We start from the raw sequence: 23,868 nt of genomic DNA on the forward strand, positions 1-23,868 counted from the left end.
GCGCGCGGTCTCCTGCGGAGACACGACGCGGAGTGACTGCGTCACTCCCAATGTCGCCGCGCCGCTGCGCGGCGCCTGGAGAAGTGACCCCAGTGGCAGTCACCTTCGGTGACTGCGGGCTGGCCCGGCCCTGTCGGGGAGCTCGCGCTACCCGTGGGGGCCTGGTCGTGGGCTCCACACCCCCTGCGGGGGTGTTTGCACTGGTCAGAAAGCTGATCGGCCGCTTTCGGTCCGGGGGTCCGATTCCGTCCCCTGCGGGGCCGGCCTCTCCATGCTGCGGTACCGAACTCTCTTACAGTCGCAGTATGTAGGCACACCGGGGCCTTATCCACCTCCCTGCGGTCGGGATGGCGGACATACGCCGTGCTACCCCCGCCCGCACCCCGACCAGCAAGAGGTCTAAACCAGTCAAAAGACGGCGCCAAGAGGAGAAGGGGTCCCCGGGCACGGATGACCAGGATGCGGAATCCTCAAATGCCCTTCAGGAAAACCCGCATGACAAAACCACAAAACCCAGCCCTAAAACCAAACTGACAGCACAACAAAACCACATGCACAAACCGCAAAAGACGAGACATCAGAAAGCACCGTGGCGCCACTGATTCAGGACATCCCGCCGCTGCGCTTCCTGGCCGGGCGCGGCTTCTCAATCCCGAGGTTCCCCCACTGCGAGCAGACCTGGCACATCTCCGGCTCCGGAGTGCGCTCGCCGGCGGTCATGACTACTTGGTCGCGGCTGAGGAGGTCGGCGTGGCCCCCGTGCATGGCGCAGCCGCCGCGGTGCGGCACGAGTGTCCCGGCGCGCGGGAAGGCTCGATGTTCCACATCCGCTCCGCCCGTGCGACCGCTGCCCGCTGACCAACGCCGCGAGCTCCGTGGTGAGATCACCGAACTCGAGGCCCAGGAGCACGAGCCCGACCAACCTGCGGATACAGGTCGCCCTGACGGCGCACACAGCGCTGCCGCGCCAGGGGGGAGCACCATGAGGCGAGCGGACATCGGCTGGGGAGACGGCGGCTGGGAGGTGCAGGACCCGGAGTGGGGCGCGGCCGGCGACCAGAACTGGGACTGACCGCGATCAGTACAGCGAGGAGAGTCCTATGGCCCGGTGGATGGTCCTGGTCGGTCCGGTCGGCGGGGCGGCTGCGGAGTCGTACCCGTGTGGCCATTCACTAGGAGCTGACGGGGAGTCCGGAGGACGCGATGGCTGCGTTCCTGGAGGTCGTGAACACCTATGAGGGTCGTGCCTGGAAGGTGAAGCGACGGGAGATCTTCAAGTGCGCGGAGCGCTCGTGCGTGGTTCGCGTCCACGGACGGGGCTCGCAGTTCGAGTTCTTGTTCCAGCTCGCGGAGCTGGTAGCGGACACGGCTGACGCTGGTCTTCCCGGCTCCGCCTGTTGAGCGCATGGCTGTGGAACGGCTGCGGCGGTGAGACTGACTCAGCCGCGCCGAGCCGACACGGCGGTACGGCCGGTCTCAGCTGCTGGTGGTACTGGCCCTCGCTGGCCTTGTTCACGAGAACCGACAACAGGTGTTCACCACTTCGGGAGGCACGAGGGTCAACGGTCGTTCGATCAGAAGATCTCGCGCGCCAGACCTTGCCTAATGGTCAAGAGTCGTTGACCATTAGGGGCATGCCTACCGATGATCTTCCCGAGACGTTCCACGTCACCACCGACGAGCAGCTGCGCGCCGTCTCCAACCTCACCCGTCACAGGATCATGGCCGTGCTCCGCTTCGAGCCGGCGACGATTACGCAGGTCGCCGAGCGGGTGGGCCTTGCGAAGGGGAGTTCCAGCTATCACGTGCGGCTGCTGGAGCGGGCGGGCCTGGTGAGGGTGGTCCGCACGCGGAAGGTGCGGGGGGTCACTGAGCGGTATTACGCGATGGTCGCGCGGTCGATCGTGCTGCCGGATCCGGGCGAGGGAGGGCCGGATGTGCTGATGCGGCATGCGGTGGCGGATCTGGAGTCGTCGCCGGTGGATGGCGAGCGGCACGTGCGGATGGCGCATCTGCGGCTCACTGGCGAGCAGTTCGCGGAGCTGGGGGCGCGGTTGCAGGCACTGGCGGATGAGTACCGGGAGCTGTCCGATCCGTCGCTGCCGGACGCGTCACTCGTCTTCGCACTGTTCCACCCGGCACAGGGCGAGCGGGCCGAGGGGGGCTCCAAGTGACGGCAGACATAGGGAGGTTGCCAGTCGGGTTCGGGCGCCTGTGGACCGCGCAGACGGTGTCCTCGCTCGGTGACGGGGTGACGCATGCCGCGCTGCCGCTGCTCGCGTTGACGCTGACGCGGGATCCGATGGCGCTCGCCGTCGTTACTGCCGCCGGAACGCTGCCGTGGCTGCTGTTCGGGGTGCTCGGCGGTGCGCTGGTGGACCGCTGGGACCGGCGGCGCACGATGTGGGTGACGGACGCGGCGCGTGCGGTGCTGCTCGCGATACCGGCGGCGGCGGCCGTGCTCGATGTGCTGAGCATTCCCCTGCTCGCGGCCGTCGCCTTCCTGCTCGGCCTCGGCGGGCTCTTCTTCGACACGGCCGCCACGGCCTATCTGCCGGATCTGCTCGGCCGTGACCCCGCGCTCCTGGAGCGAGCCAACTCCCGCCTGCGCGGAGCCCAGACCGCGATGTCCGGCTTCGCGGGGCCGCCAGCGGGCAGTGCCCTGCTCGCGCTCGGGCGGGCGGTTCCGCTGCTCGCGGACGCGGTGTCGTTCGCGCTCTCCGCACTGCTCGTACGGTCGCTCCCCGCCGCGCCCCGGCCGGTGCCGCAGGCCCGCGAGTCGCTGCTGCGGCAGGCGCGGGCCGGGGCCTCGTACGTCTTCCGGGACCGGCTGCTGCTCGGGCTCGCGCTGCGTCCGGCGGTCGGGAACATCGCCTTCCTTGCCGTGGAGACCGTACTCGCCCTCTACGCGCACGACCGTCTCGGCATCGGCGCCTTCGGCTTCGGCCTGCTCCTCACAGTGGAGGCCACCGGCGGCCTGCTCGGCGCGGGCATCGCCTCCTTCCTCGGCCGACGCCTCGGCACCGGCACCGCGCTGACCTGCACCGCCGCGGTCGAAGGGCTTGCCATCCTGGGGCTCGCCGCCACCCCGAACCCGTACGTGGCGGGCCTCGCGCTCGCCGTCTGCGGGGCGGGCATGGGAGCCACGATGGTGCTCGCGCCCTCCCTCCGGCAGGCGATCGTCCCCGCCCACCTCATGGGCCGGGTCGCCTCCACCTCCCGCATGCTCGCCATGTGCGCCGCGCCGTTCGGCGCCTTCCTCGGGGGCTGGCTGGCCACCACCTACGACGTACGCACCCCGCTCTACGCCGCCGCCGGCCTCCTCCTCACCATGACCGCCATCACGGCGACCATGACCAGCAACCGTCGAGTCGAAGCGGCGCTGCGCGCCGCCGCCCCGGCTGGCGGTCCGGATCACGCGGTATCCAAGGAACCGGCCCAGAAGAGTGCACCTGGCGTCCTGTGACGCCTGCCGCGAAAGCGGTTGCGCCGCTGTGTGGGTCAGGCGCCGATGCCGATGGAGGCGACGTAGGCGTAGGCGTTGTAGTCGGAGTCGAGGTCGGTGATGACGTCGTCCCAGATTTCGTCCATCAGGTCGTCGTTCTGGTCGGCGTAGGCGTCGACGAGGTCGTTCCAGATGTAGCGGACGGTGATCGAGCGCTGGGACACCGAGGGGCGGCGGCGCTGTTCGGGTACCTGGGTCTGGTCGATGGGGTAGATCTCCATGCGGCGGCCGCGGCCGTTGTTGTCGAGGTGGCGCTTGAGCCATCCGGAGCGGATCAGGTTCGCCCGGCGGCGCTCCCAGTACGCGCTGTCGATGCGCTGGAGGTTCGCCTTTGAGGGCTTGGTCTTGCCTCGCATCCAGGATCTGATGGTGCGGGGTGTGACGCCCTGGGCTTTGAGGGCTTCGCGGCCGGCCGGGCTGTCGAGGTAGCGCAGGCGGGCGGTGAGCCCGCGGTGGGACGTGACGGGCGAGGAGATGCCGGAGGAGTGGACGATGCGGTTCAGCTCCTGGATGAGGGCCTCGCCGCCTTTGATCCCGCGGGCGTTGTATTTGCCGAAGTCGCCCCAGCGGCCCCACAGTTCCGAAGACCCGGACATCAGCGCTTACTCCCGAGGATGTAGGTGTCTTTTTCCTTGACCTGGTTCAGGTCCCGGCCCTCCGGGAAAACTGTGCGCCAGTCCCCCACGACGTGAAGCTCGTCCGTGCCGGAGATCTCGACGACCTTCAGGCCCGCGCGGTGTGCCTTGTGGGCTTTCATCCAGAGGTTCGCGAATGCCTTCGCGCGGATGATGTGCATCCAGTCCGGGCGGCGGATTTCCCGGTTCGCGCTTGACTCGCCGATAGTTGACACGAACTTAGAATACATGGCCTTGACGTAAGCAACCGTCAGTTCGTCGCCCTCGGCAATAGCGTTTTTTCGGGTTTCTGCCAGGGCGCGGCGGAGTTTTTCCAGGAGTGCTTCCGAGGCGCCCGAGACCAGGGAGCGGTGGATCGTGGGGGCGTCGGCCAGGCCTTGGCGGGCGGTGTCGATCAGGAGGCGGAGGGTGGACTCGGTCACCCACAGTTGGCCGGGCTCGATCCGGTGCCCCAATGGGTTGGGCAGGTCCGGGTGTTCCCAGGTGGCGGGGGTGATGAGGTGGACGCCGGCCTTCTTGGGGTCGTGGACGCCGCTGGTTTCCTCGCGGAGCTGGCCGATCGGGAGCCAGCACTTGAGCGCCGAGCAGTACGCGGCGTTCATGTCGAGCGCGGTCACCTCGATCTGCTCGCCCTGTTTCGCCGCCGCGAAAAGTGAGGGGTTGCGCCATTTCGGGCGTCCCTCCCAGATTTCATCGGCGCCTTTCTGGGATTTCTTGTGCAGGATTTCGGCGGTCGGGGGGAATTCCGAGTGCTCGTAGCGGCCGCCGACCCGGGATGCTTTCAGGAGTGCCATCACGTCCGGGATCGCGGTTTTGATCAGCGCGGCCTGCGCCGTGTCGATGTCGCCGGCGCATTCGGCCAGGACCTCGTGGACGCGGTCGGTGATCTGCTCCACCAGCGTCGAGGACGCGTAACCAGGTGTGGACTGTTGTGAGTTGAGCGGAGCGGCGGCCGCGGCGGGCGGGGCAGTCGGCGCGGGCTCGGGGGCGGGCGGGGCGGGCGGGGGTGTCTCGGCTGGGGGCGGCGGCGCGGTCGGCGTGGCGGGGACGGGCGCCGTGACGTACTCCGCGGCGTCAGTGGGGTGCACGGTGGCCGCGGCGTGGTCGGCGTCGGCGGCGAGGGCCGGGCAGTCGGCGGGGTCGAGGTGCTGGGGGTAGCCGTCGACGTCGTCGAACGCCGGCTCGCCGCACAGCACGCAGCGTCCCGCTGGCTTCCGCTCGGGGGGCGAGGCCTGCACGGGGACGGGTGCCTGCACGGGCGGGAGGGAGGGCGGCAGCAGGCTGCCCGGTACGACGCTCGGCGCCGCGCCGTGGAGGACGCCGACGGCGTGTGTGGGGCCTGCGAGGAGGTCCAGGACGTGGAGCCGGTAGTGGGCGGCCAGGAGGTCGATGTCCTCCAGCGACCAGTGGGCGCGGCCGGCCTGCTTGCGGGACACCTGCGCCTGCGACTGGCCCAGCCCGGCGGCCAGGTCGCCCTGTCGTTCACCGGTCCGTGTCATGAGTGCGGCGACCGTGAGACGCAGGATCTCCTCGGTACTCATCATGGCAGCCACCCTAGCATCCAGAATGCCGAATCCGCATATGTGTTGCGGATGTTGAATCGTTTGGCTGCGATGAGAGACAGCCTTGCAGGGGGTCACACCGGGCTGGGTGATCGGCTGCCTGTGCAGCAGAGCCACAGCCGCGTCGGACGTTCCGCTCGGGGGCGCATGCGCCAACTGTCCACCCCAGGCGGACAGGGGTGAGGCACCAGCCACGAGCTCTGGCTGACCGCGCTCTGTCACCGCGCCCGAACGTCGGCGTTTCAGCCAATCGCCCCCGAGCGGGTGTTCTTGCGCGGCAAGGGTCGGTGCACTGCGCACCTTCGGAGAACCGCTGAATCACCGGGTGCGCAACCCGTCCGGGCGGACAGCACCTCGGACACGGGTCGGCGGCGGCGAGGACCAGTCGCTGGAGTTCGGCCGGCTCCAGGGCCTCCGCGTCCCATGGCGGAGGATCCGCGGCCGCCCATCCGGCACAGATCCAGCACGTGCTGCGTACCGCGAACACCATGCCCCCTGCCTGGGTCGGACCGGCTTGATCTCGATGGCCAGGGCGCCGAGGGCTTCCTTCTCAGGGCCGTAGATGGCGCGGATGCTGCCGAGCTGCTGGCCACGGCTGGAAGCGGGGTCGACGTTCTCCGGTCCCTCACCGTCCAGTAGGCCTCGAAGGTCGCGTACTCGGTGACGCGGAGGGCTTCGACCTCGCACGCCTTGACCATGCCGTGCAGAGTGCTCGGGTCGCCGGCCGTGGCGAGCTCCTTCACCCGCGTAGCCGCCGCGGGCCGGGGTGAAGGCACACGGCGTGGATCACCGCGTGGTCGGCGTCTTGCAGTCGCGTGTTCGTGCGGTCGGTGCGCGGGGGGCTTGTTCGCCGTCCGGCCGCTGCGGTGTCTCGGTCAGGTGTGCGGGCGGTGGTGGAGGGTGGGGAGAGCGGGGAGCGGGTCGGTGTTCTCGTGGTCCAGGGTGATCACGGATCGGAACACCGTCCGGCCTCCCTGCACGGCGCGGACGGCGGTGCGCGTTCTGCCCAGGGCGTCGGCGGGCAGGGGTTCGGCTTTGATCCAGCAGGGCGTGTCGAATGTGGCCAGACGGAGCACGTCGGCGGTCACGGCGACGGGGTAGGCACCGGCGCCGGGTGGAGTGACCGCGGTCGCCGCCTGCCGTGCGGCTTCCACCAGCAGCGCCTCCGGCAGATGACGGACCGTGTGGTCGAACAGGACCGGATGGCTCGGGTCCACGCGCAGGGTCCAGCAGCCGGGGGTGCCACTGGCGGCGAGCACCACGTCCTCGGGGGACCTGCGGCCCACCAGGGAGGCCAGCACGGCTTCCGGCGGTCCCGCACTCCCCTGTTGCGGCTTCGCCGGCACCGCGCTGTCGTATGCGGTGGGGGATCTGAAGGACAGGCGTACCGCGGCGGAGGCGAACAGGCTGCCGTCCCGGAGCACCTCGACGTTCATGGACACGCCGACGAGTCCCGTCTCGTCGTGGATCGGTTCGAGAGAGCGGACGGAGAGCTCCGGTTCGACCGGGGCGGCGGCGAGAGCCATCGCGGACGGTCTCAGGCAGAGGATGAGACTGTCCAGTGTCACCTGGTGCTCGATGGGGACGTCGAGGGCGACGTGTGCCAGCAGGCAGCTGGTCTGCCTGACGGTCTCGCCGAGCAGCAGGGGATCGTGCAGGCCGCGGGAGGTGAGGTAGAAGCTGTGGACGCGTGGCCATTGCGCGGTCACCACGTAGCCGCCTGGCACCGGGCGCCACGCGGTCAGGAGCACCTCGGAGTGGGTCGCCCGGTGCACGTACTGCCGAGGCACCGTGCTGGTCAGCCCGACCGCCTCGGTGGCGGTGGACGCGATGGCCTCCATGTCTGTTCTCCCCCCGTTCGATGGTTCCGCCCCCGATGGGACACGGGGGCCAGGCCCCCCTCAGTGGTGCCAGACGCTCGTGATGCGGACCGAGTTGAGCAGCCAGCGTCCTTCCTCCCGGCAGGCCTGGAGGTGGTAGCGGGCTCCGGTGAAGCGTGTGGGTTCGGCCTCGGTGGTGCCGGCGAAGGCCACCATGAAGTTGGCCTCCGCCGATGCCCGGTCACCGCGCACGTCCGTGCGCAGGTCGGTGATGAAGTGCTGGCATCGGCGCCCTTCGTGGCCTCGGCGAGCCTGCGCCACGACCGCGTTGCGGCCCCGCGCGGTGCCACCGGGGGTGTCGGCCGACACGTCCGCTGTGAACAGGTCACCGCCGGCGTCGAAGTCGGCGTCGTCCAGCCACCGGCCCAACGAGGCGACGAGATCGCCTATCTCCTGGCGGTCCGTCAGCTCCTGGATCCTGCGAGCGAGTTCCGGGATGCTCGCGTGGTGGCTGTCACCGGCCATGTCCCACTCCTGTCTTCACTGGGCTGACGGTCCGACCGTGCCGCGGTCAGGAACGTGTTGTCAGCCGGGGGCCGGGGTTCTCGTTGTTTCTCATGTTCCGCGCTGTGCTCATCATTGCCCCTCGCCTCTCTAAAAAAGTAGTCATTTTTCTTTTTACGCTATAGCCGTGTGCACGGGAGGGCGGAGTTCAGGGGTGGAGCCAGTGCGCGGGTACCTCCCGGACGGCAGGGATCGCCGCCGGGGAGTGCGCGAGCGCCACGGCCGCCGTGTGGGAGGAACCGGTGTCCAGATCGGCGACCGTCCAACCGATCGGTCGCAGGCCGGCGCGCTCCCCCAGGTAGCTTCCGCGCAGTCCGTGCGCCAGCCCCGTTCCGACGGCCTTCAGGTAGGCCTCCTTCCGGGTCCACAACCGGGCGAAGGCGAAGGTCCTCTGGTCGCCCGTCAGGCGGGTGAGGTCCAGCTGTTCCAGTGGGTGCAGCGCCTCGGCGCACGTCTCGGCAGCGCGCGCCGGCAGCGGGCCCTGCACGTCGACCCCGACCGGGGTGACCGCGAGGGCCAGCAGGGCCCGGCCGGCGCTGTGCGACACGGAGAAGTGCAGTCTTCCCTGTCCCGGGGAGAGCGCCGGTTTGCCGTGCGGGCCGGCGCACCGGGGGCAGCGCCTGCGCAGGAGGCCGACCTCACCGGGCGCACGGCCCAGCCGACGGCCCAGCAGTGTGCGCAGGGCGATGCGGGTGGCGGTGGACAGCACGGCGGCCGGTCCGGCCGGCCGTGTGAGGGCGTGGTGGCGTTCCTCCGGGGTCAGGACGGACAGGGCGAGCTCCCCGGGCGCCGCCGTTTCCGGGGCGCGCAGGGACCAGAGTTCGCACCCGGCGACCGTCATCCCGCGACGGTGCCCCGGTCGGGGCTCTTGTCGGCGCGGGCTTCCATGGTGGCAAGGACGTCGTCCCGGTCGTAGAAGACCGTGCGGGCCTGCTTGTGGCGGCCCCAGCGGTGGGTGTTGGCGAGCCAGTACACGGTGCCCGGTGCGATGCCCCAGCCGGCGGCGATGTCCCGGGCCGTGAGGCCGGCCGCTCTGCCGTGGCCGTGCCCGTCGCGGGTGCGGGGGGCCGCCGCCCTCCCCACCGCGGGGGAGGTCACGGCACGAAGCCGGTGCCAGCCGGCCGGGGTCCAGGCGTGGCCGGAGTCGGCCGAACAGACCACGGCCGCCTCGCCCGTGACACCGGCCCGGTTCGTCGTGGCGACCAGGTTGCCCGCGCAGTCGGGTCGCGGGCAGCCGCCCACCACGAGGGTGCGCTCGTCCCGGCCCGACAGCATGGTCCACGCCGCACGGACCAGGTCCTGGGTCTCGGTCGCGAGGTCTTCGCCGGCCGGGTGGGCGGCGAGCCACTCGGCGTGGCCGGTGAGGAATCCGGCCAACGCGCCGGTGCTGCGGGGCGGTGCGGGAACCCGGCGTTCCTCGCAGACCAGTGCCGCCCACCCCACCAGCACCGCCTTGATGTCGTCGCGGAGTTCCACCGCACGGGTGTTGAGCGGGATCCCCGGGCGTCCGCGTTCGCGCACCTTCTCCAGCACCGGGCGGGAGTGGGCAAGGGCATGGACCAGTTCGTCGTTCAGCGTGTGGAGCGTGGCGAGGTTTCGGGTGATGCGGCTGAGCAGGGAAGACGTACGGGCTGTCTCCCGGGCGGGTACGAACGTCGGCATCAGGTACGTCCTCTTCGAGGTGGTCCATGACGACTCCGCGTTCGCGATCGGCCGGCGGCCTGACTCACGCAACGGGAGCGGATTTCTCGAGGATGGGGAGCGCGGCTACCGGCTCGATCCCGATCCGTTCCCGGTCGGATACCGTCCGACCGCCTCGGGATTTCGGGCCTTGACAGGCGGTTGTCACGGCCAAGAGGATTCAGTCCACGTTGGCGCTCTGTGCCCGGCGCCGAAGCCGGGACGTTGATCGCCACCGCGTGCGGACGCAGCATGCTCTGCCGTTCGCCGACGCGGCTTCTCACCCGTCCCACGGGTTTCCGACCGGCCTCGGGCCGGCCGCGTGTGTGCACTGCCGTATCCCGGCGCACCCAGCCCGCCCTCATTGTCCGCATGCGTTTCTCCGTCCGGTCCCGCGGTGCGCCCTCAGGCCGCCGCGCCGACCCTCGGAGCACCCAAGGAGAGACCGAGGATGCACAGCACTCTGATCGTGGCCCGTATGAACCCGGAGTCGGCGCAGCAGGTCGCCGAACTCTTCCGTGATTTCGACACCTCCGAGCTGCCCCACCGGATGGGCACCCTGCGCCGCCAGCTCTTCTCCTACAAAGGCCTCTACTTCCACCTGCAGGACTTCGCCGACGACCAGGGCGGGGCGTCCATCGAGGCCGCGAAGACCGACCCGCGGTTCGTCCGGATCAGCGCGGACCTGAAGCCGTTCATCGACGCGTACGACCCGGCCTGGAAAACGCCCTCCGACGCGATGGCGCAGCGCTTCTACAGCTGGTCGGCGTGAACCGGCCCGGAAACCGAGGAGGGAGTGCCCCCATGGGACGACGCGTGGTCATCACCGGTATCGGGGTTCTCGCGCCGGGTGGCGTGGGAACAGGGAAGTTCTGGGAGCAGCTCAGCGAGGGCCGTACCGCCACCCGACGGCTGTCGTTCTTCGACGCCTCCCCCTACCGGTCGCGGGTGGCCGCGGAGGTCGATTTCGATCCGCGGGCGCACGGTCTGAGCGAGAGCGACGTCGAGCGCATGGACCGGGCCGCCCAGTTCGCGGTGACCACCACGGGTGAGGCCGTCACGGACAGCGGTCTGGACTTCGCGGCCCTGGATCCCCACCGTGTCGGGGTCACCATCGGCAGCGCCGTGGGCGCGACCATCAGTCTGGAGAACGAGTACCGCAGGGTGAGCGACGACGGGCGGCTGCATCTGGTCGACCACCGGTTGGCGCCGGCCCACTTGTACAACCAGTTCGTCCCGAGCTCCTTCGCCACCGATGTGGCCTGGACCGTGGGTGCCGAGGGGCCGGCGACGGTGGTGTCCACCGGCTGCACCTCCGGCATCGACGCCGTGGGTCACGCCGTGGAGCTGATTCGCGAGGGGTCGGCGGACGTGATGGTCACCGGTGCCACCGAGGCGCCGATCTCGCCCATCACGGTCGCCTGCTTCGACGCGATCAAGGCGACCAGCGTGCACAACGACGACCCCGAGCACGCCTCGCGGCCGTACGACCGGACGCGCAACGGGTTCGTGCTGGGCGAGGGTTCCGCCGGTTTCGTCCTGGAGGAGCTCGAGAGCGCCCGGCGGCGTGGCGCGCACATCTACGCGGAGATCGCCGGCTACTCCTCCCGCTGCAACGGCTACCACATGACGGGGCTGCGGGCGGACGGCGCCGAGATGGCCGAGGCGATCACCCGGGCGCTGGACGAGGCCCGGTTGAACCCCGCGGACATCGACTACGTCAACGCGCACGGCTCGGGCACCAAGCAGAACGACCGGCACGAGACCGCGGCGTTCAAACGGAGCCTGGGCGAGCACGCGTACCGGGTGCCGGTCAGCTCCATCAAGTCGATGGTCGGGCACTCGCTGGGGGCGATCGGTTCCATCGAGATCGCCGCGTCCGCGCTGGCCATGGAGCACGGCACGGTCCCGCCGACCGCGAATCTTCACGACCAGGACCCCGAACTGGACCTCGACTACGTGCCCCTGACCGCGCGTGAGCACCGGACCGACACCGTGCTGACCGTGGGCAGCGGCTTCGGCGGCTTCCAGAGCGCCATGGTGCTGACCCGCCCCGAGAGGAGGGCCGCATGACCCGCAACGACGCAGCCGCCCCCGACCGTGTTCGTACCGTCGTCACCGGTATCGGAGTGACGGCTCCCAACGGGCTCGGAACGGACGCCTACTGGGAGTCCACCCTGGACGGGAAGAGCGGCATCGCGCCGGTCGGCCGGTTCGACGCGCGGGGCTATCCGGCGGTGCTGGCGGGCGAGGTGCCCGGCTTCGAGGCGTCCGAGCACCTGGCCGGGCGGCTGTTGCCGCAGACCGACCACATGACGCGCCTTGCACTGGTCGCCTCGGACTGGGCGATCAAGGACGCCGGGGTCGACCCGGCGCAGCTGCCCGAGTTCTCCGCAGGAGTGATCACCGCCGCGTCCTCGGGAGGTTACGAGTTCGGGCAGACCGAGCTGCAGAACCTGTGGACCAAGGGCAGCAAGTACGTCAGCGCCTATCAGTCGTACGCCTGGTTCTACGCGGTGAACACCGGGCAGATCTCGATCCGCCACAACATGCGGGGGCCCAGCGGCGTGGTCGTCAGTGACCAGGCCGGCGGTCTGGACGCCCTGGCGCAGGCGCGCCGGCAGATCCGCAAGGGCACCGCGCTGGTGGTGTCCGGCGGGATCGACGGTTCGCTGTGCCCGTGGGGTTGGACGGCCCAGGTGGCCGCCGGGAACCTGTCGACCGGCTCCGACCCGGGCAGCGCCTACCTGCCGTTCGACGAGCGGGCCGCGGGGTTCGTCTCGGGTGAGGGCGGGGCGCTGCTTGTCCTGGAGGACGAGGAGAAGGCGCGGGCGCGCGGGGCCGAGCGGCTGTACGGGGTCATCGCCGGGTACGCGGCCACCCTGGACCCGCGGCCGGGCAGCGGGCGGCCGGCCGGGCTGGGCGCGGCGGTACGGCGGGCGCTGGCCGATGCCGGCGTGAACGCCGACGACATCGACGTGGTGTTCGCGGACGGTGCCGGTCTGCCGGAGCTCGACGCGGGCGAGGCCGAGGCCCTGAACACGGTGTTCGGGCCCGGGCGTGTGCCGGTGACCGTGCCGAAGACGATGACCGGCCGGCTGTACTCCGGCGCGGGTTCCCTGGACGTGGCCGCGGCGCTGTTGGCGATCCGTGACGGTGTGGTGCCGCCCACGGTGAACGTCACCCCGTCCTCCCGCTACGGGCTGGACCTGGTCACGAGGCAACCCCGTGAGCTGCCGGTGCGGCACGCGCTGGTGCTGGCGCGTGGGTGGGGCGGCTTCAACTCCGCTGTGGTGGTGTCCGCGGTCTGAGCCGCGCCGCACGACGGGGCGCCGTGCCCCCGCGGGAGCGGCCGATCCGTCTCCCGCACCCCACGAACCACAGCACCACACGGACCAAGCACCACACGGACCAAGAGAGACAACAGGAGAGGAAACCGAGATGTCTGCTCAGTTCACCCTTGACGATCTGCGTCGCATTCTGCGCGAGGGCGCCGGTGCCGAGGACGGTGTCGACCTGGACGGCGACATCCTCGACACGCCGTTCGAGGACTTGGGCTACGAGTCCCTGGCCCTGCTGGAGACCGGTCTGCGGATCGGCCGGGAGTACGGGATCGAGCTGGACGACGACGTCCTCGCCGACGCCGAAACCCCGCGGGACCTGATCAACGCCGTGCAGGAGCAGCTGTCGGCCGCACAGGCCGCGTGAGCCGCTGCCGGCGGCCGTCCTCCACCTCATCCTGGGAGATCCCGAAATGACTGAGAACGCAGGGCGTGTCGCCCTGGTCACCGGTGCCACCAGCGGTATCGGGCTGGCCACCGCCCGGCTGCTGGCCGAGCAGGGTCACCGGGTGTTTCTCGGCGCCCGCACGGCCGAGAACGTCGCGACGACGGTCAAGGAGCTGCGCGCCGCCGGGCACACCGTGGACGGCCGGGCCGTCGACGTCCGTGACGCCGCGTCGGCGAAGGCGTTCGTGACGGCCGCCGTCGACCGCTTCGGCACCGTCGACGTGCTGGTCAACAACGCGGGCCGCAGCGGTGGCGGCGTCACCGCCGACCTCACCGACGAGCTGTGGAACGACGTGCTGGAGACCAACCTGCACGCGGTGTTCCGGATGACCCGGGAGGTTCTGACCACCGGCGGGATGCGCCACAAGGACCGGGGCCGGATCATCAACATCGCCTCGACCGCGGGCAAGCAGGGCGTGGTGCTGGCCGCGCCGTACTCGGCGTCGAAGCACGGGGTGGTGGGCTTCACCAAGTCCCTCGGCAACGAGCTGGCACCGACCGGGATCACCGTCAACGCGGTGTGCCCCGGTTATGTCGAGACGCCGATGGCCGAGCGGGTCCGGCAGGGCTACGCGGCCGCGTTCGACACCACCGAGGACGCGATCCTGCAGAAGTTCCAGGCGAAGATCCCGCTGGGCCGCTACTCCACGGCCGAGGAGGTCGCCGGTCTCGTCGGCTACCTCGCCTCGGACACCGCCGCATCCATCACCGCGCAGGCACTGAACGTCTGCGGCGGTCTGGGCAATTTCTGAGCCGAGCAGGAGGAGAGGAACGACATGGCAGAGCACGGCCGGCGCGAAGTCGAACACGAGATCACCATCCAGGCGCCCGCCGAACGGGTGTACCGGCTGATCGCCGAGGTGGAGAACTGGTCCCGGATCTTCCCGCCGACGGTCCACGTCGACGTGGTGGAGCGCCAGGGCGCGCAGGAGGTCATCCACATCTGGGCCACCGCCAACGGCGAGCCCAAGGACTGGGTGTCCCGCCGGACACTGGATCCCCAGGCCCGGCGGATCACCTTCCGCCAGCAGGTGTCGCGGCCGCCGGTGGCGGCCATGGGCGGCGAGTGGATCATCGAGTCGTCGTCCGCGGGTGAGAGTCGGGTGCGGCTGCTCCACGACTACCGGGCGGTGGACGGCGACCCGGAGAAGCTCGCCTGGATCGACGAGGCGGTGGACCGCAACTCGCGGGCGGAGCTGGCCGCCCTGAAGCAGAACGTGGAGCTGGCCGTCGGCTCCGCGGAACTGCTGTTCTCCTTCGAGGACACCGTCCTGATCGACGGCTCCGTGAAGGACGTGTACGACTTCATCAACGAGGCCCAGCTGTGGTCCGAGCGGCTGCCGCACGTCGCCGCGGTCCGGCTGGAGGAGCCCGTGCCGACCCTGCAGACGCTGCAGATGGACACCCGGGCCAAGGACGGTTCCACGCACACCACCACCTCGGTGCGGGTCTGCTTCCCGTCCCACCGGATCGTCTACAAGCAGACCCAGTTGCCGGCCCTGATGAACCTGCACACCGGCTACTGGTCCTTCGAGGAGCGGGACGGTCGCGTGGCGGCCACCTCCCAGCACACCGTCGTGCTCAACCCCGCGAACATCTCCGCGCTGCTGGGGCCGGAGGCGGACGTGGCCTCGGCGAGGGAGTTCGTGCGCAACGCCCTGAGCACCAACAGCCGCGCCACCCTCCACCACGCCAAGCAGTACGCCGAGGCGCGCTGACATGCCGTCGTATCTGTCCGGGAGCGGATCATGCTGACCACCGAAACCGACATACCCTCCACGGGGATCGACCCCTACACCGACGAGTCGATCCTGTCGCCCTACGAGGACTACCGAGCTCTGCGCGACCTGGGGCCCGTGGTCTGGCTGGAGAAGTACCAGCTGTTCGCCTCGGCGCGGTACGAGCAGGTGTATGACGCCCTGCACGACCACGAGTCGTTCTCCTCGGCCTCCGGCGTCGGCGTGACCGAGCAGCTGAACAAGGCGCAGCACGGGTCCAGCCTGACCAGCGACCCGCCGTACCACGACCTGGTGCGGGGGCTGGTGGCCAGGCACCTGACGCCGAAGGCGCTGGCCCAGTTCCAGGCGTACATCCAGGACTGGGCGGACCGGGTCGTCGACGAGCTGATCGACAGGGACAGTTTCGACGCCGTCACCGACTTCGGTCAGGCGTTCCCTCTCAAGATCGTGCCCGATCTGTTGGGGTGGCCGATCGACGAAGGCCGAGAACGTCTGCTGGACTGGGCGGCCGCCGGCTTCAACGCCTTCGGCCCCCTCAACGAGCGCACCCGGGCGGGGTTCCCGCTGCTGAAGGAGATGGGCGAGTTCCTGCACCGCATGTCGGTGCCGGGCAATCTGCGGCCCGACAGCTGGGGTGCGGAGCTCATCGCGGAGGCCCAGGCCGGGCGGATCGGCAACGAGCTGCTGCCCGCTCTGCTGGGTGACTTCCTCGGCCCGTCCATGGACACCTCCGTGAGTGCGCTGGCGGCGAGCCTGTGGCTGCTGGGTTCGCACCCCGGGCAGTGGGACGCCATCCGCGCCGACCGGTCCCTGATCCCGCGGGCGTTCAACGAGGTGGTCCGGTTCGAGTCGCCGCTGCGCGGGTTCACCCGGCTGCTGACCCGGGACCGTGAGCTGGGCGGGGTCTCGCTGACCGCGGGCTCCCGGGTGCTGCTGCTGTACGGCTCGGCCAACCGGGACGAGCGGCATTGGGCGCAGGATCCGGACGTCTTCGACATCACCCGGGTCCAGGCCGCGGAGCACCTCGGTTTCGGGCACGGGATCCACGGGTGCGTGGGCCAGGCCCTGTCCCGGCTGGAGGCCCAGACGCTGCTGAACTCGCTGGCCTCCAAGGTCGTCCGGATCGAGGTCGGGGAGCCGGTGTGGCGGCTGCACAACACCGTCCGAGGTCTGCAGAGCCTTCCCGTCACCTTCCACACGCGGGGGGCCGGCCGGTGAGGATCTCGGTGATCCGATCCCGGTGCGAGGGCCACGGAATGTGCGAGGAGGCCGCGCCGGACCTGTTCCGAGTGGATGACGACGGGGAGCTCCTCTCCCTGTTCGACGAAGAGCAGGCGGTCCCGGAAGCGTTCCGGGACCAGGCGGCCAGGGCGGTGCGGGTGTGTCCCATCGCGGCACTCAGCGTGACCGACCGGTCCGCCTGACTGACAGGAGGAGAAGTCGAGTGGCCGATCACGGCATGCGCAGGGCCATCGTCCTCGGCGGCAGCATGGCGGGGCTGCTGGCGGCCCGCGTCCTGGCCGAGGTGTTCGTCGAGGTGGTCATCGTGGACCGGGACGAACTCCAGGGGGTGCGTGGGCCGCGGCGTGGGGTTCCCCAGGGGCGGCAGATCCACGGCCTCCAAGCGGCCGGGCAGCGCATCCTGGAGGAGCTGTTCCCGGGCCTCACCGACGATCTGGCCGGTGACGGCGCCCAGATCCAGGACACCGTCGCCGACGGCCACTGGTACTTCCGGGGCCGGAAGTTGGTGCAGAGTCCCAGTGACCTGGTCACGGTGGCGGTCAGTCGGCCGCTCCTGGAGTATCACGTGCGCCGCCGGGTCGCGAGCCTGCCCGCCGTCTCCTTCCTGGAGCGGCGGGACATCCTCGGGCTGACGACGACGCCGGACGCCGGACGCGTCACCGGGGTCCGCGTGCGGACGCAGGGGCCCGCCGGCGTCACCGAGGAGCTGCGAGCGGACCTGGTGGTGGACGCCATGGGCCGGGGCAGCCGCACGCCGGTGTGGCTGAAGGAACTCGGCTACCCGAAGGTGGAGGAGGAACGGCTGAAGGTGGGGGTGGGGTACACCACCCGCCACTACCGGCTGCCACCGGAGGGAATCAGCGACGGCAAGGCGGTCATCGTCGTGGGGTCGCCCGAGCAGCCGCGCGGCGCGATCTGTGCCCGCATCGAGGGCGACCGGTTCCAGGTCACCGCGAACGGCATGCTCGACGACCGGCCGGCGGCCGACGCCGACGGCTTCCACTCCTATCTCCTGTCGCTGGCGGCTCCTCCGGTGCACGCGCTGATCCGCCACGCCGAGCCGCTGGACGACCCGGTCACCTACCGGGTGCCCGTCAGCGTGCGGCGGCACTACGACCGCATGCCGCGTTTCCCCGACGGGTTCCTCGTCACGGGGGACAGCGGGTGCGCCTTCAACCCGGTCTACGCCCAGGGCATGACGGTCGCCGCGCTCGGCGCGGTGACGCTGCGTCGGCACCTGAGGTCCGGCCGGCCGCTCGACTCGCGGGCCTTCCTACGGGACCTGGCGCGGACCGCCGTGGCCCCCTCGTGGGAGGCGAACACCGCCAACGACCTCGCGTTCCCCGGGGTGGAGGGGCGGCGCACATGGCGGATCCGGCTCGTGCAGGCCTGGGGCGTGCGGGTGCAGGAGGCGGCGGCGGTGGACGCCGAGGTCGCCCGCCGGTTCATCCGGGTCCTGTCCCTGGTGGATCCGGGTTCGGCGCTGTTGCGCCCCGGCCTGGTGTGGCGCGCGCTTCGGGCGGGTCGGCGACGCGGCGGGCCTCCGGCGGCGCGGACCACGGCACCGGCCGCCGGCCGGGCCGGCCGGTGAGCGCGGCGGCGCGGCGGCCGGAGCGGCTGGTGGTGGTGGGTGCCTCCCTGGCCGGCCTGCGCGCGGTGGAGGCCGCCCGGTCCACCGGATTCACCGGCTCCGTCACGCTGATCGGGGCCGAGAAGCATCTGCCGTACGACCGGCCTCCGTTGTCGAAGTCGTTTCTGACAGACCCCGGCGAGCCGGCCGGGCCCTGGCTCGTCGACCCCGCGGTGCTGCGGGGGGAGCTGGGGGTCGAGCTGCGGCTCGGCACACCGGCGGAGGCCCTCGACACGGCGGGGCGCACCCTGCGGACGGCCGACGCGTCCGTGCCGTACGACGCGCTGGTGATCACCACGGGTGCGCGGGCCCGGACACTGCCCGGTGCGGCGGGTCTGTCCGGGATTCACACCCTGCGGACGCTGTCGGACGCCAAGGCGGTGCGTGCCGCGCTGGCGGGCCGGCCGAGGACGGTGGTCGTGGGCTCGGGACTGATCGGTTGCGAGGTGGCGGTCGCCGCCAGAGCCCACGGCTGCGCGGTCACCGTGGTCGAGACGGCCCCCGCACCGTTCCACCAGCGGGGTGACGGCCACCTCGGGCAGGTCTGCGCACGTCTGCACCGGGCGCACGGTGTGGCGCTGCGGTGCAGGGTGTCCGTGGAGTCCTTCGAGAGCGATCGGGGTGGCCGGGTGAGTGCCGTGGTGCTGTCCGACGGCAGCCGGTTGGCCGCCGAGTGTGTCGTGATCGGCATCGGGGCGGTTCCCGAGACCGACTGGCTGGCCGGGTCGGGGGTCGCGGTGGATGACGGGGTGCTGTGCGACGACACCCTCGCGGCGTCGGCTCCGGGCGTCTGGGCGGCGGGTGACGTCGCCCGGGTCGTCCCGCGGGGCGGGGACGCGGGTGGCCGGCGGGAGCACTGGACGCACGCGGCCGAGCAGGGTGCCCTGGCCGGGGCGAACGCCGTGACCGAGGGGCGGGCCGAGCCGTTCCGGTCCCTCGCCTACTTCTGGACCGACTGGTACGGGGTCCGGGTGCAGGGTGTGGGGGACATCGACGGGGGTGAGCCCTGGACGGTCGGTGACCCCAACGGGGATTCGTTCGCGGTGGTCTTCCGTGCCGGGGGCCGGCCGGCCGGCGCGCTCGGCTTCGGGTGCCCCGGGCTCATCAGCCGGTTGCGACGTCTGATGCGTCGGGGCGCCGACTGGCAGAACGTGCTGGACCTGATCGGCCCTCGGGCGGCCGGTGCCGCCCGGGCGGCCCGGTGATCGGCGGCGTGCCCGGGGGCGCGGCGGTGCGGTCGCGGTGCGCGACCGGAGACAGCAGAGGCAGGACAGCGAGGAGGGGACGTCCCATGAACCTGCGGCAGGCGGCACACATCGGCGAGGGCGGCGAGGCGCGGAGCGACGCGGAGGGGACGGGCGACCTCGTGGTCGTCGTGGGTGCCGGGCCGGTGGGCCTGATGCTGGCCGGGGAGCTCCGCCTGGGCGGCGCCCGCGTGGTCGTCCTCGAACGGCTGGAGCGCCCGACGACGGAGTCCCGGGCCTCGACCGTGCACGCGGTGACCGCGGAACTCTTCTCCCGTCGGGGCCTGCTGGAACGGTTCGGTCCGCTGCGTGGCGGGGGCCCGGGGCACTTCGGCGGCATCCCGTTGAACCTGTCCGGCGTCGACAGCCCGTACGCCGGGCAGTGGAAGCTCGCCCAGACCGACATCGAGCGGGAACTGGCCGCGTGGGCGAGTGGCCTGGGCGCCGAGATCCGACGTGGGCACACGGTGACCGGCCTGACCGAGCTGGACGACCGGGTGATCGTGGCGGCCGAGGGGCCGGCCGGGCCGGCCCCGGTGACCGCCGCGTACGTGGTGGGCTGTGACGGCGAGGACAGTTCTGTGCGCCGCATGGCCGGGTTCGACTTCCCCGGCAGCGCCGCGACCCGGGAGCTGCTGCGCGCCGACGTGGCGGGCGTCGACGTCCCGGACCGTCGGTTCGAGCGGCATCCGGGAGGGTTGGCCATCGCCGGCCGTCGCCCGGACGGGGTCACCCGGGTGATGGTGCACGAGTTCGGCCGGCCGGCCCGGGTGCGAGAGGGCGCGCCGTCCTTCGAGGAGGTGGCCGCCGCCTGGCGGCGGGTGACCGGGGACGACATCTCCTGTGGGGACCCGCTGTGGCTCAACTCCTTCGGTGATGCCTGCCGTCAGGTGTCGCGGTACCGGGCGGGCCGGATCCTGCTGGCGGGCGACGCCGCGCACGTGCAGATGCCGGTCGGTGGGCAGGCCCTCAACCTGGGTCTGCAGGACGCCGTCAACCTCGGCTGGAAGCTGGCCGCCGAGGTGCGCGGGGACGCTCCCGCCGGCCTGCTCGACAGCTACCACGAGGAACGGCACGCGGCCGGGGCCCGTGTCCTTGGCAACATCGCGGCCCAGGCGACCGTGCTGCTCGGAGGCGCGGAGACGGACGCCCTTCGCGAGGTCTTCGGTGAGCTGATGGCCCTGGATCCGGTACGTGCTCACCTGGCCGGTGCCATCAGCCAGGTGTCGCTGCGGTATCCGGCGGGCGCCGCAGTGGATCCGGGCGAGGACGCGGTGGGCGCGCGGATGCCGTGGTGGCCCGTGGAGGTCGCCTCGCCCGGCGGCGGGCCCGTCGGGCCGGTGAGCGACGGCCGGGGCATGCTGCTGGACCTGCGGGACGAGCCCCTGTCCCACGAGCGGCTGGGTGCCCTGGTGGGCGGCTGGGCGGACCGTGTGCGGACGGTCGCCGGACGCAGTGCGGGGCGGGACGGCCTGTGGCTGATCCGGCCGGACGGGTACGTGGCCTGGCGGGGCGGCGCCGACACGGGGTTGACGGCCGCCCTGCGCCGTTGGTTCGGCGAGCCGGCGTCGGTGCCGGTCGGGTCGGCGTCCGCCCGACGCCCTGCGCGTTGAGCGTCGACGGGCCCCGCCGGCCGGTCTCCTTCTCCTTCTCTCACGAAAGGGGCGCCACCATGCCCTCCACAGCGTTCGTCTTTCCCGGCCAGGGGTCCCAGCGGGCCGGCATGGGTCTGGACCTGGTGCGGAACTGGCCCTACCTGCATGACCGTTACTACGAGCGGGCCGACGAGATCCTCGGCTTCGCCCTGTCCGAACTGTGCCGGAACGGTCCGGCGTCCGCCTTGCGCGAGATGCCGGTGACCCAGCCCGCGGTGCTGTTGACCAGCGTGGCCGCGCTCGACGTGCTGCGCACCTACTCGGTGGAGCCGGACGTGGTTGCGGGGCACAGCCTCGGGGAGTTCTCCGCGCTGGTGTGTGCCGGGGTCCTGGAGTGGACCGACGCACTGCGCCTGGTACGCATCCGCGGGGAACTGATGGACGACGTCAGCCACCGCGTTCCAGGGAAGATGGCGGCCGTCGTGGGCCTGAGCCTGTCCGAGGTCGAGGAGCTGTGCGACCGGGCCGCCGCCCAGTCGGGCGAGGTGGTGGAGGTGGCCAACCACAACGACCTGACGCAGGTCGTGGTCTCCGGGCAGAGCCAAGGCATCGAACGACTCCTCGAGCTGGTGCGCAGCACTCGCGCGGAGCGGGTGGTCGTCCTGGAGATAGCCGGTCCGGCGCACTGCAGTCTGATGCAGGACATCGAGCAGGACTTCGTGGTCGCCATGGAGCAGGTCGAGTTCCGTGATCCGCGGATCCCCTTCTTCTCCGGCACCACCGCCGCCCGGGTACGGACGGCGGAGGAAGCCCGGGAGTGCCTGCGGCAGCAGTTGACCGGCCGGGTGAGGTGGACGGAGCTGGTGCAGGCGCTCGGGGCCGACGGGGTCGACACCTTCGTCGAGGTCGGGCCCGGGAAGGCGCTGGGGGGGATGTGCCGGCGGATCCTGCCGGGCGTGCAGACCTTCCGCACCAACGACGCGGACCTCCTGAAGCTGGCGGTCAACGCCATCGTGTGACGATCCGTCACTGCTCACCACGACCGAACCGAGGGATGAGGCGATGCGTCACATTGTCACGGAGCTGCACTCCCTGCGCGAGGAGGCCCGGCGCGGGCCGAGCGACCGGGCGACCGAGGCCCAGCACGCCAAGGGCAAGCTCACCGCCCGCGAGCGCATCGCGCTCCTGCTGGACGCGGGTTCCTTCAACGAGGTCGAGCAGCTGCGCCGGCACCGTGCGCAGGGCTTCGGCCTGGAGGCCAAGAAGCCGTACACCGACGGTGTCATCACCGGCTGGGGCACGGTCGAGGGCCGTACGGTCTTCGTCTACGCGCACGACTTCCGGATCTTCGGCGGCGCGCTGGGCGAGGCCCACGCCACCAAGATCCACAAGATCATGGACATGGCCATCGCGGCCGGTGCGCCGCTGGTCTCCCTCAACGACGGCGCCGGCGCCCGGATCCAGGAGGGCGTCTCCGCCCTCGCCGGCTACGGCGGCATCTTCCAGCGCAACACCCGCGCCTCGGGTGTCATCCCGCAGATCTCGGTGATGCTCGGCCCCTGCGCCGGCGGCGCCGCCTACTCCCCGGCCCTCACGGACTTCGTGTTCATGGTCCGCGAGACCTCGCAGATGTTCATCACCGGACCCGACGTCGTCAAGGCGGTCACCGGCGAGGAGATCACCCAGAACGGCCTCGGCGGCGCGGACGTGCACGCCGAGACCAGCGGCGTCGCGCACTTCGCGTACGACGACGAGGAGACCTGCATCGCCGAGGTGCGCTACCTCCTGTCGATGCTGCCGCAGAACAACCGCGAGAACCCGCCGACCGTGGCCTCGGAGGACCCGGCGGACCGCCGCTCGGACGTCCTGCTCGACCTGGTCCCGGCCGACGGCAACCGCCCGTACGACATGCACAAGGTGATCGAGGAGCTCGTCGACGACGGCGACCACCTCGAGATCCACGAGCGCTGGGCCCGCAACATCATCTGCGCCCTGGCCCGTCTCGACGGCCAGGTCGTCGGCATCGTCGCCAACCAGCCGCAGTCCCTCGCGGGCGTCCTGGACATCCACGCCTCCGAAAAGGCCGCGCGGTTCGTCCAGCTCTGTGACGCCTTCAACATCCCGATCGTCACCCTCCTGGACGTCCCCGGCTTCCTGCCCGGCGTCGACCAGGAGCACGGCGGCATCATCCGCCACGGCGCGAAGCTGCTGTACGCGTACTGCAACGCGACCGTGCCCCGGATCAGCCTGATCCTGCGCAAGGCGTACGGCGGCGCGTACATCGTCATGGACTCCCAGTCCATCGGCGCCGACCTGACGTACGCCTGGCCGACCAACGAGATCGCGGTGATGGGCGCCGAAGGGGCCGCCAACGTCATCTTCCGCAAGCAGATCGCGGAGGCCGAGGACCCCGGCGCCATGCGGGCCCGCATGGTCAAGGAGTACAAGGCCGAGCTGATGCACCCCTACTACGCGGCCGAACGCGGCCTCGTGGACGACGTCATCGACCCGGCCGAGACCCGCGAGGTCCTGATCAAGTCCCTCGCGATGCTCCGCACCAAGCACGCCGACCTGCCGTCCCGCAAGCACGGCAACCCGCCTCAGTAGCAAGGAGACCGGCCACCGATGAGCACCTCCGCCGACGCCCTGCTCCGCGTCGAGAAGGGCAACGCCGACCCCGAGGAGCTGGCGGCCATCACCGCCGTCCTGCTGGCCCGCGCCGCCGCCGGAGAGAAGATCCCGGCCGCGCACCGCTCCACGGCCGGCTGGCGCCGCCTGGAGCGTACCCCCGGCTTCCGCGCCCCGCACAGCTGGCAGGGCTGAAGCCCCGTCACATCGACCATCACCGCACCTTCTCACCCATC

The 23,868-nt window shown here is 71.1% G+C and carries 24 protein-coding genes and 1 pseudogene; 17 read left to right on the plus strand and 8 right to left on the minus strand.

Annotation, left to right across the window (positions count from 1 at the left end):
• Positions 1–603 precede the first annotated feature (603 nt).
• Positions 604–825, minus strand: a complete 222-nt coding sequence (locus ACF09C_RS00005; RefSeq protein WP_392086819.1) for a hypothetical protein — start codon at positions 823–825, stop codon at positions 604–606.
• A 378-nt stretch (positions 826–1,203) separates the two neighbouring features.
• Here ACF09C_RS00005 and ACF09C_RS00010 point away from each other — a divergent pair, with 378 nt between their 5' ends.
• The 3 genes from ACF09C_RS00010 (at position 1,204) to ACF09C_RS00020 (ending at position 3,466) form a co-directional block, all read left to right on the plus strand.
• Complete coding sequence (locus ACF09C_RS00010; protein ID WP_392086822.1) at positions 1,204–1,401, plus strand: hypothetical protein; 198 nt, start codon at positions 1,204–1,206, stop codon at positions 1,399–1,401.
• A 233-nt stretch (positions 1,402–1,634) separates the two neighbouring features.
• Complete coding sequence (locus ACF09C_RS00015; RefSeq protein ID WP_392086824.1) at positions 1,635–2,174, plus strand: ArsR/SmtB family transcription factor; 540 nt, start codon at positions 1,635–1,637, stop codon at positions 2,172–2,174.
• A gap of 17 nt (positions 2,175–2,191) precedes the next feature.
• Positions 2,192–3,466 (plus strand): MFS transporter, encoded by a 1,275-nt coding sequence (locus ACF09C_RS00020; protein ID WP_392086827.1) that lies wholly within the window; start codon positions 2,192–2,194, stop codon positions 3,464–3,466.
• Between the two features lie 35 nt (positions 3,467–3,501).
• Here ACF09C_RS00020 and ACF09C_RS00025 read toward each other — a convergent pair whose 3' ends face one another.
• The 7 genes and pseudogenes from ACF09C_RS00025 to ACF09C_RS00055 form a co-directional block, all read right to left on the minus strand.
• Positions 3,502–4,101 carry a hypothetical protein gene (locus ACF09C_RS00025; RefSeq protein WP_392086829.1) on the minus strand — a complete coding sequence of 200 codons (600 nt, stop codon included), beginning with the start codon at positions 4,099–4,101 and terminating at the stop codon, positions 3,502–3,504.
• Positions 4,101–5,684 (minus strand): acyltransferase, encoded by a 1,584-nt coding sequence (locus ACF09C_RS00030; RefSeq protein ID WP_392086831.1) that lies wholly within the window; start codon positions 5,682–5,684, stop codon positions 4,101–4,103. The genes ACF09C_RS00025 and ACF09C_RS00030 overlap by 1 nt, the downstream gene beginning before the upstream one ends.
• A gap of 525 nt (positions 5,685–6,209) precedes the next feature.
• Positions 6,210–6,478, minus strand: a pseudogene (locus ACF09C_RS00035) (hypothetical protein); the annotation flags it as partial.
• Positions 6,479–6,577: 99 nt separating this feature from the next.
• Positions 6,578–7,543, minus strand: coding sequence for a ScbA/BarX family gamma-butyrolactone biosynthesis protein (locus tag ACF09C_RS00040; RefSeq protein ID WP_392086833.1), 966 nt, complete (start codon positions 7,541–7,543; stop codon positions 6,578–6,580).
• Between the two features lie 60 nt (positions 7,544–7,603).
• Positions 7,604–8,047: a nuclear transport factor 2 family protein gene (locus ACF09C_RS00045; RefSeq protein WP_392086836.1), complete on the minus strand. Its 444-nt coding sequence runs from the start codon at positions 8,045–8,047 to the stop codon at positions 7,604–7,606.
• Positions 8,048–8,234: 187 nt separating this feature from the next.
• Complete coding sequence (locus tag ACF09C_RS00050; protein WP_392086838.1) at positions 8,235–8,927, minus strand: 4'-phosphopantetheinyl transferase family protein; 693 nt, start codon at positions 8,925–8,927, stop codon at positions 8,235–8,237.
• Positions 8,924–9,748 (minus strand): hypothetical protein, encoded by an 825-nt coding sequence (locus tag ACF09C_RS00055; protein WP_392086841.1) that lies wholly within the window; start codon positions 9,746–9,748, stop codon positions 8,924–8,926. The genes ACF09C_RS00050 and ACF09C_RS00055 overlap by 4 nt, the downstream gene beginning before the upstream one ends.
• Positions 9,749–10,217: 469 nt before the next feature.
• On the opposite strand from ACF09C_RS00055, the gene ACF09C_RS00060 reads away from it, so the two are divergent.
• The 14 genes from ACF09C_RS00060 to ACF09C_RS00125 all read left to right on the plus strand — a co-directional run bounded on the left by ACF09C_RS00060 (position 10,218) and on the right by ACF09C_RS00125 (position 23,827).
• Positions 10,218–10,538 (plus strand): TcmI family type II polyketide cyclase, encoded by a 321-nt coding sequence (locus ACF09C_RS00060; RefSeq protein WP_392086842.1) that lies wholly within the window; start codon positions 10,218–10,220, stop codon positions 10,536–10,538.
• Between the two features lie 32 nt (positions 10,539–10,570).
• Positions 10,571–11,839 (plus strand): beta-ketoacyl-[acyl-carrier-protein] synthase family protein, encoded by a 1,269-nt coding sequence (locus ACF09C_RS00065; RefSeq protein WP_392086844.1) that lies wholly within the window; start codon positions 10,571–10,573, stop codon positions 11,837–11,839.
• The gene (locus ACF09C_RS00070) at positions 11,836–13,077 is read left to right on the plus strand and encodes a ketosynthase chain-length factor (RefSeq protein ID WP_392086847.1); all 1,242 of its coding nucleotides are present in this window, start codon (positions 11,836–11,838) and stop codon (positions 13,075–13,077) included. The genes ACF09C_RS00065 and ACF09C_RS00070 overlap by 4 nt, the downstream gene beginning before the upstream one ends.
• 130 nt (positions 13,078–13,207) lie before the next feature.
• The gene (locus ACF09C_RS00075) at positions 13,208–13,474 is read left to right on the plus strand and encodes an acyl carrier protein (protein ID WP_392086849.1); all 267 of its coding nucleotides are present in this window, start codon (positions 13,208–13,210) and stop codon (positions 13,472–13,474) included.
• A gap of 46 nt (positions 13,475–13,520) precedes the next feature.
• Entirely contained in the window at positions 13,521–14,306 is a 786-nt protein-coding gene (locus tag ACF09C_RS00080; RefSeq protein WP_392086851.1) for an SDR family NAD(P)-dependent oxidoreductase, read from the plus strand.
• Positions 14,307–14,330: 24 nt separating this feature from the next.
• Positions 14,331–15,272 (plus strand): aromatase/cyclase, encoded by a 942-nt coding sequence (locus ACF09C_RS00085; protein ID WP_392086854.1) that lies wholly within the window; start codon positions 14,331–14,333, stop codon positions 15,270–15,272.
• A gap of 30 nt (positions 15,273–15,302) precedes the next feature.
• Positions 15,303–16,511 carry a cytochrome P450 gene (locus ACF09C_RS00090; RefSeq protein WP_392086856.1) on the plus strand — a complete coding sequence of 403 codons (1,209 nt, stop codon included), beginning with the start codon at positions 15,303–15,305 and terminating at the stop codon, positions 16,509–16,511.
• 38 nt (positions 16,512–16,549) lie between these two features.
• Positions 16,550–16,717, plus strand: a complete 168-nt coding sequence (locus tag ACF09C_RS00095; RefSeq protein ID WP_392086857.1) for a ferredoxin — start codon at positions 16,550–16,552, stop codon at positions 16,715–16,717.
• A gap of 20 nt (positions 16,718–16,737) precedes the next feature.
• Positions 16,738–18,126: an FAD-dependent oxidoreductase gene (locus ACF09C_RS00100; RefSeq protein WP_392086859.1), complete on the plus strand. Its 1,389-nt coding sequence runs from the start codon at positions 16,738–16,740 to the stop codon at positions 18,124–18,126.
• Positions 18,123–19,370 (plus strand): NAD(P)/FAD-dependent oxidoreductase, encoded by a 1,248-nt coding sequence (locus tag ACF09C_RS00105; protein ID WP_392086862.1) that lies wholly within the window; start codon positions 18,123–18,125, stop codon positions 19,368–19,370. Before ACF09C_RS00100 ends, ACF09C_RS00105 begins: the two co-directional genes overlap by 4 nt.
• An 86-nt stretch (positions 19,371–19,456) precedes the next feature.
• Positions 19,457–21,022: an FAD-dependent monooxygenase gene (locus ACF09C_RS00110; protein WP_392086864.1), complete on the plus strand. Its 1,566-nt coding sequence runs from the start codon at positions 19,457–19,459 to the stop codon at positions 21,020–21,022.
• 59 nt (positions 21,023–21,081) lie between these two features.
• Complete coding sequence (fabD, locus tag ACF09C_RS00115) at positions 21,082–22,023, plus strand: ACP S-malonyltransferase (protein ID WP_392086867.1); 942 nt, start codon at positions 21,082–21,084, stop codon at positions 22,021–22,023.
• A gap of 43 nt (positions 22,024–22,066) precedes the next feature.
• Positions 22,067–23,611, plus strand: a complete 1,545-nt coding sequence (locus tag ACF09C_RS00120; protein ID WP_392086869.1) for an acyl-CoA carboxylase subunit beta — start codon at positions 22,067–22,069, stop codon at positions 23,609–23,611.
• An 18-nt stretch (positions 23,612–23,629) separates the two neighbouring features.
• Positions 23,630–23,827 carry an acyl-CoA carboxylase subunit epsilon gene (locus ACF09C_RS00125; protein ID WP_392086871.1) on the plus strand — a complete coding sequence of 66 codons (198 nt, stop codon included), beginning with the start codon at positions 23,630–23,632 and terminating at the stop codon, positions 23,825–23,827.
• Positions 23,828–23,868 lie beyond the last annotated feature (41 nt).

This window comes from Streptomyces sp. NPDC014870 (genome assembly GCF_043081505.1).
In the GTDB taxonomy this organism is placed as follows: Bacteria; Actinomycetota; Actinomycetes; order Streptomycetales; family Streptomycetaceae; genus Streptomyces.

Coding starts and splice junctions, on each gene's coding strand:
- ACF09C_RS00010 (WP_392086822.1), top strand. CDS start 1,204: ATGGCTGCGTTCCTGGAGGTCGTGAACACCTATGAGGGTCGTGCCTGG.
- ACF09C_RS00015 (WP_392086824.1), top strand. CDS start 1,635: ATGCCTACCGATGATCTTCCCGAGACGTTCCACGTCACCACCGACGAG.
- ACF09C_RS00025 (WP_392086829.1), bottom strand. CDS start 4,101: ATGTCCGGGTCTTCGGAACTGTGGGGCCGCTGGGGCGACTTCGGCAAA.
- ACF09C_RS00030 (WP_392086831.1), bottom strand. CDS start 5,684: ATGATGAGTACCGAGGAGATCCTGCGTCTCACGGTCGCCGCACTCATG.
- ACF09C_RS00040 (WP_392086833.1), bottom strand. CDS start 7,543: ATGGAGGCCATCGCGTCCACCGCCACCGAGGCGGTCGGGCTGACCAGC.
- ACF09C_RS00045 (WP_392086836.1), bottom strand. CDS start 8,047: ATGGCCGGTGACAGCCACCACGCGAGCATCCCGGAACTCGCTCGCAGG.
- ACF09C_RS00050 (WP_392086838.1), bottom strand. CDS start 8,927: ATGACGGTCGCCGGGTGCGAACTCTGGTCCCTGCGCGCCCCGGAAACG.
- ACF09C_RS00055 (WP_392086841.1), bottom strand. CDS start 9,748: ATGCCGACGTTCGTACCCGCCCGGGAGACAGCCCGTACGTCTTCCCTG.
- ACF09C_RS00060 (WP_392086842.1), top strand. CDS start 10,218: ATGCACAGCACTCTGATCGTGGCCCGTATGAACCCGGAGTCGGCGCAG.
- ACF09C_RS00065 (WP_392086844.1), top strand. CDS start 10,571: ATGGGACGACGCGTGGTCATCACCGGTATCGGGGTTCTCGCGCCGGGT.
- ACF09C_RS00070 (WP_392086847.1), top strand. CDS start 11,836: ATGACCCGCAACGACGCAGCCGCCCCCGACCGTGTTCGTACCGTCGTC.
- ACF09C_RS00075 (WP_392086849.1), top strand. CDS start 13,208: ATGTCTGCTCAGTTCACCCTTGACGATCTGCGTCGCATTCTGCGCGAG.
- ACF09C_RS00080 (WP_392086851.1), top strand. CDS start 13,521: ATGACTGAGAACGCAGGGCGTGTCGCCCTGGTCACCGGTGCCACCAGC.
- ACF09C_RS00085 (WP_392086854.1), top strand. CDS start 14,331: ATGGCAGAGCACGGCCGGCGCGAAGTCGAACACGAGATCACCATCCAG.
- ACF09C_RS00090 (WP_392086856.1), top strand. CDS start 15,303: ATGCTGACCACCGAAACCGACATACCCTCCACGGGGATCGACCCCTAC.
- ACF09C_RS00095 (WP_392086857.1), top strand. CDS start 16,550: ATGTGCGAGGAGGCCGCGCCGGACCTGTTCCGAGTGGATGACGACGGG.
- ACF09C_RS00110 (WP_392086864.1), top strand. CDS start 19,457: ATGAACCTGCGGCAGGCGGCACACATCGGCGAGGGCGGCGAGGCGCGG.
- fabD (WP_392086867.1), top strand. CDS start 21,082: ATGCCCTCCACAGCGTTCGTCTTTCCCGGCCAGGGGTCCCAGCGGGCC.
- ACF09C_RS00120 (WP_392086869.1), top strand. CDS start 22,067: ATGCGTCACATTGTCACGGAGCTGCACTCCCTGCGCGAGGAGGCCCGG.
- ACF09C_RS00125 (WP_392086871.1), top strand. CDS start 23,630: ATGAGCACCTCCGCCGACGCCCTGCTCCGCGTCGAGAAGGGCAACGCC.